The sequence below is a fragment of the Arthrobacter sp. UYP6 genome, assembly GCF_040547315.1.
Taxonomy (GTDB): Bacteria; Actinomycetota; Actinomycetes; order Actinomycetales; family Micrococcaceae; genus Arthrobacter_B.
The window spans coordinates 38,905-52,805 of the sequence record NZ_JBEPPM010000004.1; the positions used below are offsets into that span (position 1 = coordinate 38,905).

The 13,901-nt window shown below is 65.0% G+C and carries 12 protein-coding genes and 1 riboswitch; of the genes, 4 read left to right on the forward strand and 8 right to left on the reverse strand.

What is annotated here, in order from left to right; all coding sequences use genetic code 11:
- Positions 1–110: 110 nt before the first annotated feature.
- From ABIB35_RS04495 to ABIB35_RS04520, 6 genes are all read right to left on the reverse strand, one after another.
- Positions 111–1,415 carry an acyl-CoA dehydrogenase family protein gene (locus ABIB35_RS04495; protein ID WP_354179283.1) on the reverse strand — a complete coding sequence of 435 codons (1,305 nt, stop codon included), beginning with the start codon at positions 1,413–1,415 and terminating at the stop codon, positions 111–113.
- A gap of 163 nt (positions 1,416–1,578) precedes the next feature.
- A complete protein-coding gene (locus ABIB35_RS04500) occupies positions 1,579–2,817 on the reverse strand; it encodes a cobalamin-independent methionine synthase II family protein (protein WP_354179284.1) in 1,239 nt (412 codons plus the stop codon).
- Between the two features lie 345 nt (positions 2,818–3,162).
- Positions 3,163–3,495: a histone-like nucleoid-structuring protein Lsr2 gene (locus ABIB35_RS04505; protein ID WP_354179286.1), complete on the reverse strand. Its 333-nt coding sequence runs from the start codon at positions 3,493–3,495 to the stop codon at positions 3,163–3,165.
- Positions 3,496–3,768: 273 nt separating this feature from the next.
- Complete coding sequence (locus ABIB35_RS04510) at positions 3,769–5,277, reverse strand: MDR family MFS transporter (protein WP_502915729.1); 1,509 nt, start codon at positions 5,275–5,277, stop codon at positions 3,769–3,771.
- A 371-nt stretch (positions 5,278–5,648) separates the two neighbouring features.
- Entirely contained in the window at positions 5,649–8,156 is a 2,508-nt protein-coding gene (locus ABIB35_RS04515) for an FtsX-like permease family protein (protein WP_354179287.1), read from the reverse strand.
- Between the two features lie 2 nt (positions 8,157–8,158).
- Complete coding sequence (locus ABIB35_RS04520; RefSeq protein WP_354179288.1) at positions 8,159–8,914, reverse strand: ABC transporter ATP-binding protein; 756 nt, start codon at positions 8,912–8,914, stop codon at positions 8,159–8,161.
- 163 nt (positions 8,915–9,077) lie between these two features.
- Here ABIB35_RS04520 and ABIB35_RS04525 point away from each other — a divergent pair, with 163 nt between their 5' ends.
- From ABIB35_RS04525 to ABIB35_RS04540, 4 genes are all read left to right on the forward strand, one after another.
- The gene (locus ABIB35_RS04525) at positions 9,078–10,373 is read left to right on the forward strand and encodes a sensor histidine kinase (RefSeq protein WP_354179289.1); all 1,296 of its coding nucleotides are present in this window, start codon (positions 9,078–9,080) and stop codon (positions 10,371–10,373) included.
- Positions 10,361–11,005, forward strand: a complete 645-nt coding sequence (locus ABIB35_RS04530) for a response regulator (protein WP_354179290.1) — start codon at positions 10,361–10,363, stop codon at positions 11,003–11,005. The genes ABIB35_RS04525 and ABIB35_RS04530 overlap by 13 nt, the downstream gene beginning before the upstream one ends.
- Before the next feature lie 224 nt (positions 11,006–11,229).
- Complete coding sequence (locus ABIB35_RS04535) at positions 11,230–11,841, forward strand: LbetaH domain-containing protein (protein WP_354179291.1); 612 nt, start codon at positions 11,230–11,232, stop codon at positions 11,839–11,841.
- 256 nt (positions 11,842–12,097) lie between these two features.
- Positions 12,098–12,243, forward strand: a riboswitch (cyclic di-AMP (ydaO/yuaA leader).
- 3 nt (positions 12,244–12,246) lie between these two features.
- The gene (locus ABIB35_RS04540) at positions 12,247–13,179 is read left to right on the forward strand and encodes a LysM peptidoglycan-binding domain-containing protein (RefSeq protein WP_354179292.1); all 933 of its coding nucleotides are present in this window, start codon (positions 12,247–12,249) and stop codon (positions 13,177–13,179) included.
- 174 nt (positions 13,180–13,353) lie between these two features.
- On the opposite strand, the gene ABIB35_RS04545 is transcribed toward ABIB35_RS04540, so the two are convergent.
- Both ABIB35_RS04545 and ABIB35_RS04550 read right to left on the reverse strand, forming a co-directional pair.
- Positions 13,354–13,650, reverse strand: coding sequence for a histidine kinase dimerization/phospho-acceptor domain-containing protein (locus ABIB35_RS04545; RefSeq protein ID WP_354179551.1), 297 nt, complete (start codon positions 13,648–13,650; stop codon positions 13,354–13,356).
- Positions 13,589–13,900: a hypothetical protein gene (locus ABIB35_RS04550; protein ID WP_354179569.1), complete on the reverse strand. Its 312-nt coding sequence runs from the start codon at positions 13,898–13,900 to the stop codon at positions 13,589–13,591. The genes ABIB35_RS04545 and ABIB35_RS04550 overlap by 62 nt, the downstream gene beginning before the upstream one ends.
- Position 13,901: the final 1 nt, after the last annotated feature.

Genomic DNA, 13,901 nt, shown 5'->3' on the forward strand with positions numbered 1-13,901 from the left:
ATGCGTACTCATGCTGTCTGTGCTGCGGATGAGGCCGTATATCCAAGAATCCGGATATAGTTGGATGGCAATTGATATACATGCGCTGCCTTAGCTGACAGGCACCCCGTCTACTGGGCGAACGCCGAGAACCCCGTAATGTGCCGGCCCAGGATCAGAGACTGCATGGAATCCGTGCCCTCGTAGGTGAACACCACCTCCATGTCCGTCAGATGCCGGGCCACATGGTTCTCCAGAAGGAGTCCGTTGCCGCCCATAATGTCCCGCGCTTCGGAGCAGATCCAGCGACCCTGGCGGGCGGCGAACATCTTGGCCATCGACGCCATGGGGCTGGTCATCTCGCCTTGATCGGCAAGCTCGTTGAGCCGGAAACAGGTCAGCTTGATGGCGGTCAGCTGCGCAAGCATGTTGGCCAGCTTGTTCTGTACCAATTGGAAGCGGCCTATTTCCCTGCCGAACTGAACGCGCGTCTTGGCGTAGGCCACCGCGATCTCGTAGGAAGCAACGGCATGTCCCAGCGCCTCCCATGCCACTCCCCCGCGCGTGGCCGCCAGCACCTTGTTGACATCCTTGAAGGAGTTGCAGTTTGCCAGGCGGTTCTCCGCCGCAATCCGCAGGTCCTTGATGACAATGTTCGGCTGCAGGACAGCCCGCTTGCCAATTTTCCCGGTGATGACTTCGGCGTGGTAACCGGCCGGGTGGTTCCCCTCGCCGTCCTTTTCCATCACAAACCCCTTCACCGCACCGTCGGCTTCATCCCGGGCATAAATGATGACGACGTCGGCGAAACTGGCGTTGCCGATCCAGCGTTTGCTGCCGTTGAGGACATATACGTCCCCCTCCCGCCGAGCGGACGTTTCCAACGAGACCGAGTCCGAACCGTGCCGGGGTTCGGTCAGAGCAAACGCCCCGATCTTCTCAAACCGGGCCATGGGCGGGAGCCAGCGCTGCTTCTGCTCTTCGCTGCCGAGCATGTCGATGCTGCCCATGGCCAAACCGGAGTGCACGCCAAAGAACGTGTTAATCGACCCGTCACCGCGCGCCAGCTCCGCAGCAGCGGTGGAGGCTGCCAGCCGCGTCATGCCGGGGCAGCCGTAACCCTTGATGGTTCCGCCGGCAATATTCAGGGCCGCAAGCTTGGGAATCAGCTCATACGGAACCTCGGCGCGCTCCCAATACTCGTTGATGACGGGCAGCAGGTCGTTGTCCACAAAGGCCCGCACCCGGCGCTGGACATCCTTGGCCTGTTCATCCAGGAGGTTGTCCAGCAGGTACAGATCACTGTCCACATCCAGCACGGCCGTAGGGTCAAAGCTGAAAGCGGAGCTCTCCGGAAAGACACCCTGCTCTTCAGTCTCTGGACCCCCGGCTTCTTCGGTGGTCGCCATGGTCTCGGTGCTCTTTGCGGTCCTCATGTCGGCTCCAGCGCATCGTGGGCGGTAACTGATCGTTTAGTAACCGAGTATGGGTGCGCTTCAGCAAACCGTCAAGGGTATGCGGTAAGTGGGTGTCCGGAAGGACGGAGGGCACGGGCCGCACCGGAAATTGTGGTCCGGGGGCCGCCCGTCCCATCGACCCCTACCGAACCGAGGACGCTCCGGCAAACAGCCGGTTACCCGCGATCTGCGCGCCCCTGCCCAACGATTCGAGCTTGGCAACGGCAATGTCGGGATGAAGACGCCCGCCCAGGCCGCAATCGGTTCCGGCAATGACGTTTTCCCGACCAACGAGCCCGGCAAAACGTTCAATCCGCTGCGCCACCAGCTCCGGATGTTCCACCACATTGGTGGCATGGGATACCACGCCCGGAACCAGGACCTTGCCTTCGGGTAAATGCGTGTCACGCCAGATGGTCCACTCATGTTCGTGCCGTACGTTGGCTGCCTCAAAGGCGTAGGAGCCGGCGTTGATGCCCAGCACCAGGTCCACAATCTCGCCAAACCCGATGTCATTGGTGTGCGGACCGTGCCATGATCCCCAACAGACGTGAAAGCGGATCTGTTCCTCGGGCAAGCCGCGCAGCGCGTAATTCAGCGCTTCAACACGAATCCGGGTAAAGCGCAGATAATCCTCCACGCTGGGCTCCGGATTGATCTGGTCCCAGTTTTCAGCGATCGAGGGATCATCAATCTGAACGGTCAGCCCGGCGGCAATAATTGCCGTGTATTCCTCGCGAAGGACATCCGCCCACGCGTAGATGAATTCTTCCTCGCTCTTGTAGTGCTCATTGCCAATCCGGCTGGCGGAGCCCGGCGACAGTGCGGTAATGAACCCGGTGGAAAGACCTGCTGCTTCCAGACCCGCCTTGAGGTTGGAGATATCAGCCGTCAGTGCCTGCTGGCCGGTGTAGCTGATGGGCCCGGTGGCTGTCGGAAAAGCGGTGGCATTCCTGCCGAGCTGAATTCCACTTTCCGGATCGGAGTAGGCGGCGGAGAATCGGGTCCAGTCCCTCCTGTCGGCAAAGGACGTTAGTCGAATGTTCCCGGGCTCGCTGCGGACTGCGCCGGCCGTGATGGGATTGAATTCGGTAAGTTCCAGCCCGGCTGTGCGTTGGAAGCTGTACGTCCACCAGGCACCGTAGTCCACGGCATTGGACATGGCCTTGCCGTATTCTCCGTCGCCGGGGATCGTAATCCCCAGGTCTTTCTGGCGCTGGACGAGGTCAACAACGGCATCAGTCAACAATGTTTCAAACTCCGGCGAACGCTCCAGGGTGAAACCGTCGTCGGCATAGGTGCGTGCGGCATTGGCAGCAATGAGCTCCGGGGTCCGGGGCAGCGAACCGGCGTGGCTCGTGGGAATGTGATCGTGCGTCATGGCGTATTCCTTCCATCGTTCCTGCCATTAGCACCTTTCCGGGGGAATAGCCCGGGGGAAGCTGCAGCGTCACGGAGGCAGGTCTCTCAGCTGCTCTGGATGGTGTGGATAAAACTCTGATCCACTGGCATCGCGGGTGCGCCCCCTCCCCGGCTGTGCGCCGGGTGCCGTGCGGAGGGGCACTCCCCAGCTTGCCCGGCCTGACGACGAAATCCCAGTGGTCCGTTATATGACGCTGATGCACCGAAATATGGCGGATTGTTGCTCGGTACAGGTCTCCTGATGCGTCGTCCCGCCCCGTAAGGGCGGCGGGACGACGCATCAGGAGAAATGCACCGCAACCGATCAGTGCGCAGCTGCGCTGTACGCCTCTCGAATTTCCTGGCTGATACGTCCGCGAGCACTTGGCTTATAGCCGTTTGCAATGGCCCATTCACGGATCTTTCGGCTGTCATCACTGCGGGGCGCGGCTTCGCGCCGTGCGCCGCGTCCGGTTGATCCGCCGCGCAGGCGGCGTCCAGCGGAGATATACGGCCCGAGCTTCTCACGAAGTTCAGCGGCATGCTCCGACGTCAGGTCAATTTCGTATTGTGCACCGTCCAAGGCGATCTTCACAGTTTCCTGTGCGTCATCGCCCGTAAGGTCATCAATCAACAGAACTTGTCTTCTCTGGGCCACGTGATCTTGTCCCTTTTCTGATTATTCTGAACCACCCCTGCCAATCAGTTTAGCCGGGCAGCGGCCATCGAATAGACTACGCACCACATTCCGCTTTAGCGGACACCAGTTAATCCGGTGACTGTCACACGCCGCGGAGCAGATGAAACTGCAGCGGCCCTGCATACCAGCGCGAATGCACTCAAAATAGTCTTCTCCCAAAGTCAGGCCATCCCAAAGACGGCAATACCTCCGGGCCGCGCCGCCGGCTCCTCTGGTTTCCCCACGCGGAACTTAGTGGACGGCCACGCCGTCGGGCATTTCATTAGTGGGCCGTCGCACGAAGAACGACGCCGCCACGGCCACCAGTGAGATCACAGCTCCCCAGAAGAATGCCGTGTGCACTCCGGCGGCGGCAGCCGGGATACCCGCAGCCCCTCCGGCGACTGCTGCTGTGGTGCCGGCGGTCATCAGGGTGATGAATACAGCCGTGCCTGCAGCACCGGCCAGCTGCTGGAGCGTATTAATAATCGCGCTGCCGTGGGAATAGAGGGATTTGTGCAGCGAGCCAAGGGCTGAGGTGAAGAGCGGCGTGAAAATGAATCCCAGACCGGTGTTCAGCAGGCAGTGCAGCACAATGACGACGGGGACCGGGCTGGCCTCGTCCAGCGTTGTCATGCCCCACAGTGCGGCACTGAGCACCAGTGCTCCCGGAATGACCAGGGGGCGGGGTCCGAACCGATCGAAGAGTCCTCCCACAATGGGGGAAAGGATCGCCATCACGGCGCCGCCGGGGAGGAGCATCAGCCCGGTATCCAGTGTGCTGAGGCCCAGGACGTTCTGCAGGTAGAGCGGAAGGACAATCAAACAGCCAAACAGCGCCATCATGCTGACCAGGACCATGACGACGGCGATGACAAAGGGCTTGCTCGCGAAGGTGCGCAGGTCCATCAGGGCCCGGTCTGAGCGTTGGAGCACCAGCTGGCGCAGGATAAACCCGGCCATGGCCAGGGCCCCGGCGGTCAGGGGAATCCACAGAGGCATCAGGGCCTCACCCCGGGCGGCATCGCCGATGCTGCTCAGGCCGAAGATCAGGCCGCCGAAGGCGAAGGTGGACAGTACGATCGAAAGCACGTCAAAAGGCACGCGTTTGGGCTCGGTGAGGTTTTGGACCTTCCAGGCGCCCACCGCCAGTGAGAGCAATGCGATCGGCAGGACGAGCCAGAACATCCAGCGCCAGTCCAGGGCGTTGAGGATAATCCCCGAGACGGTCGGCCCAATAGCGGGAGCCACGGCGATGACAATCGAGATGGTGCCCATCATGCGGCCGCGGCGGTGTGCAGGCACGGCGTTCAGAACGGTGGTCATCAGCAGCGGCAGCATGATCGCCGTGCCGCCGGCCTGGATGATGCGGCCGCCCAGCAGCGTGCCGAACCCCGGGGCCAGCGCCGCCAGCAGCGTGCCCGCGCTGAACAGCGACATGGCGGTGACGAACAGGCCGCGCATGGAAAAACGCTGCAGCAGGAATCCGGTGGCGGGAATGACCACTGCCATGGTCAGCATGAATCCGGTGGTCAGCCACTGCGCAGTTGCGGCGGTAATGTTCAGATCCGCCATCAGGCGCGGCAGGGCCACGCTCATGATGGTCTCGTTCAGGATCACCACAAAGGACGAGACGAGCAGCAGGCCGATCACAGTCTTGGTGCGCGGGTCCAGGGAGTCAGGCGCGGCTGCCTTGCGGCGGTTCGAGGTTCCGGACGACGACGGCGCGGAAGTGGCGACGGAAGACGAGTCAATACTCAAAAGGGAGGAATCCTGTTCAGGGTTGTGGACGTTCACATCGGGCCGTCACTACGGTCCTGGCCCGGGATGCAATCCTATGCGGCCCCGGAGCGGGAGCCGCAATCGGATACGCTGGGCTGCCCTCTTTTAAAGCACCCGAGGTGCCGGCTTCACACTCGTGTGGATAGGCCGCCGTCGAGCGCCCTCGAGCGCCGTCGAGTGTAGGGGTCGTGGCGTTCCGGACCATCGAAAGTCGCAATCGTGCCGCTTTCACGCAGCCGGAGCGGTATCGTCCCTACACTCGGCGGGCCGGAGCGGTATCGTCCCTACACTCGGCGGGCCGGAGGGACACCCTCGACGACGGCGGCACCGTACCGCGTCACATCCCGACCCTAGCCACGGACCGGCCGCAGCGCGGCACGCGTGGCCACCGCGATGGAACCCAGGCCAATTACCGCCGTTGTTCCGGCAAGTGCCAGGAAGACTGCCGGAACAATCGTGGGAAGCGGCTGCCCGGAAACGTTGAAGGCAATGCCCATCAGCGGCGGCAGTGCTAGCACGCTTCCCAGCACCACGGCGGCCAGCACCACCACCACCGCTTCCATACCGGTCATCCGCCGCAGCTGCCGGTCCGAGGCGCCGAGAGCGCGCAGCAGCATAAACTCCGGCCGCCGCCGCGCGGTGGCCATCACCAGGGCGTTGACCACGGACAGGCCAACGTAGCCCAGCAGGACCAGCAGCCCAACCACTGAGATCCAGGACTCGGCGCTGCGCTCGTCAGCCCCGGCCGCACCCAGTTCGTCACGGTCCAGCATCGTTAGCCCCAGGGCGCCGACGGCGGCCCGCAGCTGAACTGCGTCCGCCCCGGGAACCGCGGTGACCAGTATGTAGTCGTTCAGCCCGGCGGTGGTGTGTTGCCGCAGGGTTTCGTTGTCCACGGCAAGGTCACCAAAGCCCAGCCCACGCTCGTAGGTTGCGACGACGACGGCGGTCGCCTCGGTTCCGTCGCCGTAGTGGAAGGCGAAGTCTGCGCCCACTGCAGTGCCGGAGGCCCGGGCCAGATCGTCGCTGAGCGCCACGGTTCCGGGCTCGGCCAGCCGCCCCAGCGAACCCTCGCTGAGCCCAAGATCCAGCGACTTCTCCGGGTCCTGTCCGCCCAGCCCGGAAATAGTGTAGGCCTCTACGGTCTCCTCCACGCCCAGGAAGGCGGCCTGGACCAGAACGGCGGAACGGGCCACCGGGGTTGCCGCCTGCACACCGGGCACCTGCGCAACCCGGTCGGCAAGATCAGCGGAGATACCGGAACCCGGTGCCGAAACCAGATAGTCGGCCACCACTGAGTCCCGGGACTGTTGCGCCGCCTCGGTCTCCACTGTCGGCGCGATAAACAGCTGCACCGACCCCAGGGCCATAGCCAAAGCCAGCGGAACTATTCCGGCCGCGAGCCGGCGGGGAAAGGCAGCCGCATTGGCTTCCGCCAGGACCAGGGACGCAGACGGGCTGCGGCGCAGCAGCGGCCGCACTCCGTTGAGGACGCCCGTCACGATCCACGGCCCGAGCACTGCGGCACCGATGACCAGCAGCAGCACGCTTCCCGCAGCCGCCGTCAGGCCAGCCAGGCCGGGCACGGCCAGCGGTGTGAGCGCGGCAAGCAGTCCGCTGCCCAGCAGGACCAGGCCCGTGACAGCCCGACGCCGGCCAAGGGCAGGGTTTTCCGTGACAGCTTCCCGCAGTGCCGTTGTAGGTGTTGCCCGCACGGCTCCGCGGGCGGCAACCAGAGAAGCTCCGGCTGCGGCCGCAGAGCTCAGCAGCACAGCCGCGAGCGCCGGGAGCGGGCTGTAGGCCAGGGCAAAGTCCGCGGGGATGATCCCGCCGGCTGTGAACTGGCGCGCCAGGAGCTGGGCAAGCCAGAACCCGGGCAGCGACCCCAGGACCGCGGCAGCCCCCGCTACCAGCACCACCTCGCGCACAATCAGTGCGAGGGTTTGGCCGGCGCCGGCTCCGACGGCGCGCAGGAGGGCGAACTCACGCCGCCGCGACATGATCGACAGGGACAGGGTTCCCGCCGTCACAAAGACCGCTGTCATCACGGCCGTCCCGGCCAGGGAGGCACTCAGTACCAACAGCATCGTGCGGCCGGCGGCGCCGCCCGGCGTCTCCACGTCGCCGCGGCGGTCTCCGGTATAGCCCACGACGCCGGCCACTTCAGTCTCGATGGCAGCCGCCAGCTTTCCGGGATCGGCACCGGGTTCCGCTATTACCCCCACAGAGGTGAGCATTCCCGCGTGCGGCCACAGGGCTGCAGCGCCGGAGGAACTAAGGAAAGCAGCCGGTACCGCGGAGCCGGTGCTGGTATCGGTATCACCGCGTGCGGCACTCCCCTGCGCTGTGACGGTGCCGGCCACCGTGTACTCAGCGGGTTCTCCCCCATGGAACAGCACAATGCGGGAACCCTCAGCGGCCCCGAAGGAGTCGTCCAGAACAATCTCCTGCGTTCCCTGCGGTGCCCGGCCGGAGGTCAGCGCATAGGGTGCCAGCGCCGCTGATTCCCACGCGGCCGCCTCGATGCTCTCCCCCTCCCCGCCGACCAGGGGAATGCTGAGATTCCCGACCGCCCGCTCCACACCCGGCACGGCGGCCACGTCGTTCACCTTGCCGGCGGGAAGAAGGACGCGTTCGGCAAAAGGCGCCGCAATGTCCTCCGGTACGGGCATCGACTGCGGAGCCGCCACAACTACGTCGGCGCCGGCGAGGTGCTGCGGGGCCGTACCTCCGCGCAGCCCCGATTCGATGAGGATTCCCATGGCCGAGATCAGCGCGGCGCACAGGAAGACGGCAAAAAAGACGCCGGCGAAACCGCCTCGGTTGTGCCGGATAGATGCTGTAGCCAGTGCAAACATCGTTACCGCTCCCCCAGGTAGGCCACGCGCTCGGTGACGTCCCGGACGCTGGCGTTGGCCATACTGCCGTCCAGATGCCCGTCAGCGAGGAAGATGACGTTGTCCGCGGAGCAGGCGGCCACCGGATCGTGGGTCACCATCACCACCGTCTGTCCCAGATCGGTCACCGTGTGCCGCAGCAGATCAAGGACCTGCCGGGCGGTGGCCGAGTCCAGGGCTCCGGTGGGCTCATCGGCGAAGACAGCATCGGGGCGGGTGATCAGGGCACGGGCGATTGCGGCCCGCTGCTGCTGCCCGCCGGAGAGTTCCTGTGGCTTCCGTTCATTCAGGCCGCTCAGCCCCACGGCTTCCAGGACATAGTCAAGCCATTCCCGGTCCACGCTGCGGCCGCCCAGCAGCAGCGGCAGCGTGACGTTGCGGGCAACGGAAAGCTGGGGCAGCAGGTTGTAGGACTGGAACACAAACCCCACGTGGTCCCGGCGGAACACGGTCAGGGCCCTCCTGCGCAGGGCCGAGATATCGGTGGATCCCAGCAGCACCCGTCCGCTGTCCGGGGTGTCAAGCCCGGCGGCGCACTGCAGCAGGGTGCTCTTGCCGGAACCGGATGGCCCCATCACGGCCGTAAAGGTCCCTGCCGGCACGGCAAGGGACACCCCGCGCAGGGCCGGTACGCTTCCGGTGCCGGAGCGGTAGCTCTTGGACACTCCCTCCAGCTGCAGGGCAGCCGGTCCGGGGAGTTCAGTGCCGTCGGTGTACATGGAGACGTCCTTTGTGTCGGGCCGCGGCGGCCGGTTGCCGCCGCACTTTCGCTGTCTTCGACGCTACGGAGCAGCAATCCCCGAACCGATACGGCCAGCAACCCAATCCGGGGTATAGCTGGCTATACCGACACCGTGTGTGCGGCAGGGCATAATCGGGCAGGTGATACTTCCCGCCCGTGCCAGCCTGGAGACCCGCCTGCGGGATGTCCGCTTCCTGCTGCGCGAGGGTTTGTCCTGGCCGGCGTCGCTGGGACTCCTCATAGCCGGCGTCGTACTGCTTCCCTTCCTGCCGCTGGGTGTTGGACTGTATCCGGTTCCGCGCCTGTTGGCGGCCCTGAATCTGCTGGCGTCCCGGGCGCAGGCCCGCGCCGGCGCCTATAGCTCCGCCGTCGTACCCTTTGACCGCCGCCGGCTGGATGGCCGGCAGAGCTTCGGCGAGCTGGCAGCGCTGGTGAGTGCCCCGGAAACAAAGCGCGATGTGTCCTGGCTGTTGTTCCACGGCGCTTTTGCCCTGCTGGCCGGATGCCTCGCCGTGGCGCTGCCCCTGGCCGCCGTGCTCTATGTACTCGCTGCGCCGTGGTGGATGCTGTTTCCGCAGGCGACGCCGCTGGAGCTGGCCTTTCCGGTGACCAGCTGGCCCGCCGCGGCAGTCACCGTGTTGCTGGGGCTGGCCTACGCACTTGCTGCCTGGCTGTTGCCGCCGTGGATGGCGCGGCGGCTCAGCGGCGGAACGCTGGCGATTCTCTCGCCCCGCCGCTACGACGAGCTCTCCCGCCGGATCCAGGATCTTTCCGCTGCCCGGGCCAGCGCCCTCACCGCGCACGCCGCGGAACTGCGCCGGATCGAACGGGAACTGCACGACGGCGCCCAGAACCGGCTGGTGGGCGTGGTCATGATGCTCGGGCTGGCCCAGCGTGCTGCGGAAACCGATCCGGCGGCAGCGGTGCCGTTCATCGGCCGCGCCCAGGATGCCGCCACGGAAGCCCTGGCCGGGCTGCGCGAGGCCGTGCATGACATTTATCCGCCCATTCTTGATGAATTGGGTCTGGGCGGCGCCGCGTCCGCGCTGACCAGCCGGTCCCCTATTCCGTGTTCCCTGGACGTGCACGGTCTGCTCCGGGCTCCGGCGGCTGTGGAAGCGGCCGCTTACTTCATCCTGGCCGAGGCCCTGACCAACGCCGCGAAGCACTCGGATGCGTCGCGGATTGAAGTGATCCTCCGGACCGAAGCCGTCCCGCGCGAAGATGTGTTGGTGGTCCGGGTGAACGACGACGGACGCGGCGGTGCCGCTGTACCGCCTCACGGCGGCGGGACCGGCACGGGCACCGGACTCGCTGCCGGGACCGGTCTCGCCGGAATTGCACGCCGGGCCTCGGCCTTTGGAGGCAAACTAATCCTCACCAGTCCGCAGGGCGGACCAACCGAATTAAGGGTGGAACTGCCATGCGCCTTCTGATCGCCGAAGACGACGCCCTGCTGCGTGCGGGCCTGGAACTGCTGCTCCAGGGCGAGGGGTTTGAGGTGGTCGGGTCCGCCGATAATGCCGAGGACCTGCTCGCTGCGTTTGAACCCGGGAGCGCGGACGGCGCGGTCCTTGATGTGCGGATGCCGCCGTCGTACACCAATGAGGGACTGCGCGCGGCGCTGGAACTTCGTTCACGGGTACCGGATTTTCCGGTCCTTGTCCTCTCCGCCTATGTGGAGGACCGGTACGCCAGCCGTCTGTTGGCCTCAGGCGCGCAGGGTGTGGGCTACCTGCTGAAGGAACGCGTGGGAAAGGTCGGTGATTTTGTGGACGGCCTCAGACGGGTGCTGGCCGGTGGCACCGTGATGGATCCGGAGGTCATTGCCCAGTTGTTCAGCCGCCGCAGCACCCGGGACCCGGTGAGGTCGCTGACCCCGCGTGAATTCGAGGTGCTGGGACTAGTGGCGGAGGGTCTTGGAAACACCGCCATTGCACAGGCTATTTCCGTTTCCGAAACCGCAGTCAGCAAACATATCGGCAACATTTTCGCGAAACTCGGCCTCTCTCCGTCGGACAGCGGCCACCGCCGGGTGCTGGCTACCTTGGCATATCTGCGCTCCTAACCTGCCGGGAGGCTTCCCGGGATGAGGGAGATGCCTTTGTTTCTTCAGATCACCTGCATCTGGACTCGGACCGGCACTCTGGACAAACCTACCGGCGCTCATGTAGCGCTAATTCCCGTATTCAGCCCGCCGCTGCGGAGCGCAATGGACGGGTAGGCTAGGAGGGCTCCCGGTTCCGGTGGTTGCGTGCCCGGTCCGGCAAGATGACGGAGGAAGAGAAGAATATGCCAGAGCTCCAGCGAAATGACCCCGACAGCGTTCGCCAAGAATTCGGTTACCTCACCGTCGCGGAAATTCTTCAGCTCTGTGCCACCCAGCAGATCCTCGATCCTTCCTCCACACTAATTTCCCGCAGAGTTCAGCTGGGCGAGGGAAATGTGTTTTATCCCGGCACCGTTATTTCAGTGGATGAGCAGAGTTCATGCGTCATCGGGCACCGGAATGTCTTTTATCCCGGCGCGTTCCTGTCCGCCGAGCACGGCGGAATGCTCCTCCTCGGATCCGAAATCACGCTGGGACCCGGCGGAGTCCAGCTCACCGCCGGCCGGGCGGATGCCGTGGCGGTGGGCGACCGCGCCCGGCTGGCCCACGGCGCAGTTGTCTCCGGACGTTCGGTCCTCGGTTCCGGCTCCCAGATCCTTGGAGCCGTGCAGGCAGAATCCGTGGTGCTTGCTGACGGCGGGGACCACGAATCGTTCCCGCCGGAGCAGCGCGGGTCCGTGCTTAAGGGCTCCGGTCTTGTCCGCGGACTAAGGCTTGCCCCCGGTGATCTGATGCTGGGATTCGGGAACTTCACTTCCGCATCCGCCCAACGACAGGCTGACTTGCCGGCGTAGCCGGGAGGGACGCGGAGTGCGCGGTGGTGAGCCCAGGCCACCTCTGCCCCCGTCGCGGGCCTGCCGTTCCGGGGTGGAACGTCCACAGTGTGCCACCGGCCACTTGTAGCACAAAGAGGCGCCACTCACACCCTCCTGCGAGTTCCGTTACTAAATAGTTATCTCCCCGTAATCTTCTCCTACAGTAGAACCCATGCCGTTATCTGAAGCGGCTCCCTTGGCTTGTTACCTAACTCTGCCGCTGGTCAAGGTCCACAGATATAAACACTTCGGCAGAGGCGGGGGAACCATCTACGGGTTCCTTTGAATCCTTGGGGTTAAGTCAGCCGAGGTTTCTTCGGCGGACCGGATGACTCCCATCCGCATCCGACAGCTCACCTCGCAGGTATCGGGAGAGGTAACTCATTGTCTTTTAACAACACTCGTGGACGCCACCGTGCCAACAACGCCGGACTGCTGGCCTCCATCGCGACCGCAACCAGCGGTAAAGCACGCACCATCGGCAGCGCCGCTGCCGTCATGGCAGCAGGCTCCGGTCTGGTGCTGAGCATGGCCGGTCCCGCTTCGGCGGGCGTCATCGCCAACGACTCAACCGAGTCCTACAGCGCTCCTGCCGCTGTAGCTGCTCCTGTGGAGGCTCCTGTAGCTGCTCCCGTGGAGGCTGCGGCACCCGCCGCTGCCGCCACCGGCTCAACCCACGTTGTCCAGTCCGGCGATACGCTGAGCAAAATTGCTGCAACGTACGGCGTCACCTTGGACGACGTCCTGGCGCTGAACGGCCTGTCACTGGAATCCATCATCTACCCCGGTGATGTCATCACGTACGCCGGCGGCGCCGTGGCTGCAGTTGCTGAAGCTGCCTATGCTGCTCCCGCCGAAGCCGACTACGCTGCTCCGGCCGAAGCTGTCTATGCCGCTCCGGCCGTAGAGACCGCCGCTGTGGCCGACTTCAGCAGCATCACCACCCAGGCGTCCGCTGTGACACCGGCTGCTCCCACCGGTGCAGCTGTGACCGGCACGAACGCCATCATGCTGAGCTCCGCCTATGCCCAGATGGGTGCCGCCCAGGACTGCACCGTCCTGGTTGAGGTTGCCCTCCGGGCAGCCGGCCACTCCGTTGGCGACCTGTCACCGGCGCAGCTTGCTGCATACGGAACTCCGGTTTCTGACCCCCAGCCCGGCGACATCGCCTTCTACGCTGACGGCGGCATGGGCTTTGCCCACATCGCCATCTACGTCGGTGACGGCCAGGCCATCCACAGCGGGTGGAACGGCAACCAGACTGTTCAGCAGAGCGCTAACGTCGGTTCCGGCGCCGTGTACTACCGCGTAGCCTAACCACGCCGTAGTTCACCTCGGTGCGCGGGAAGCGAACGGACCCGCTCTTCGAGAGGGATACACAAAAAGGGAACGTCCGGCCATCTGGTCCGGACGTTCCCTTTTTGTTGCCTTATTGTTGCCTTATTGTTGCTGGGACAGTTCTGGATATCGGCTGGTATGCAGCCGTTCGGTTCAATGCCAGCCCGGCCCGAGGTCAGGCTGCAGGAGCTTCCTGAGTGTCCTGGGCGTCGCTGCCCCGACCGCGGCTTGGAGCGCCTCCGCATCGGCGTGCCTGTCTGGCGAAGATTCGGGCGGCACCTCTGCCGCATCCGCCGGCGACACCGGTGACGCTGACGACAACGACGACGCCAGCCGACGCCGGAGCAGCTGTGCGCAGGCGCTTAGGAGCGTCAGCGGTGTCCTCAGTTCATGGCTGGCGTCGGCCACGAACCGTCGCTGCAGGGCCAGCGCCCCGGCCATCGGCCGCATGGCAGCCCGTGCGGCCGATGGCGGAAAACGCGCCCGCCACCAGTCCGGCCGCCAGGACCGAGACCAGGACCGAGACAACCAAGGCGAGGCTGAGCCGGCGCAGCTGCTCGGTCGCCTCATGCGTGTCAACGGCTGCCTGCACCACGTCACCGCCGCGCCGAACGGTCAGCACTTCGTAGGTCCGGTCCCCGTAGGGCCGGTCGCCCGCCGTCACGGTAGTCCGGAGTGATTCGCCGCTGGCGGCCACCATT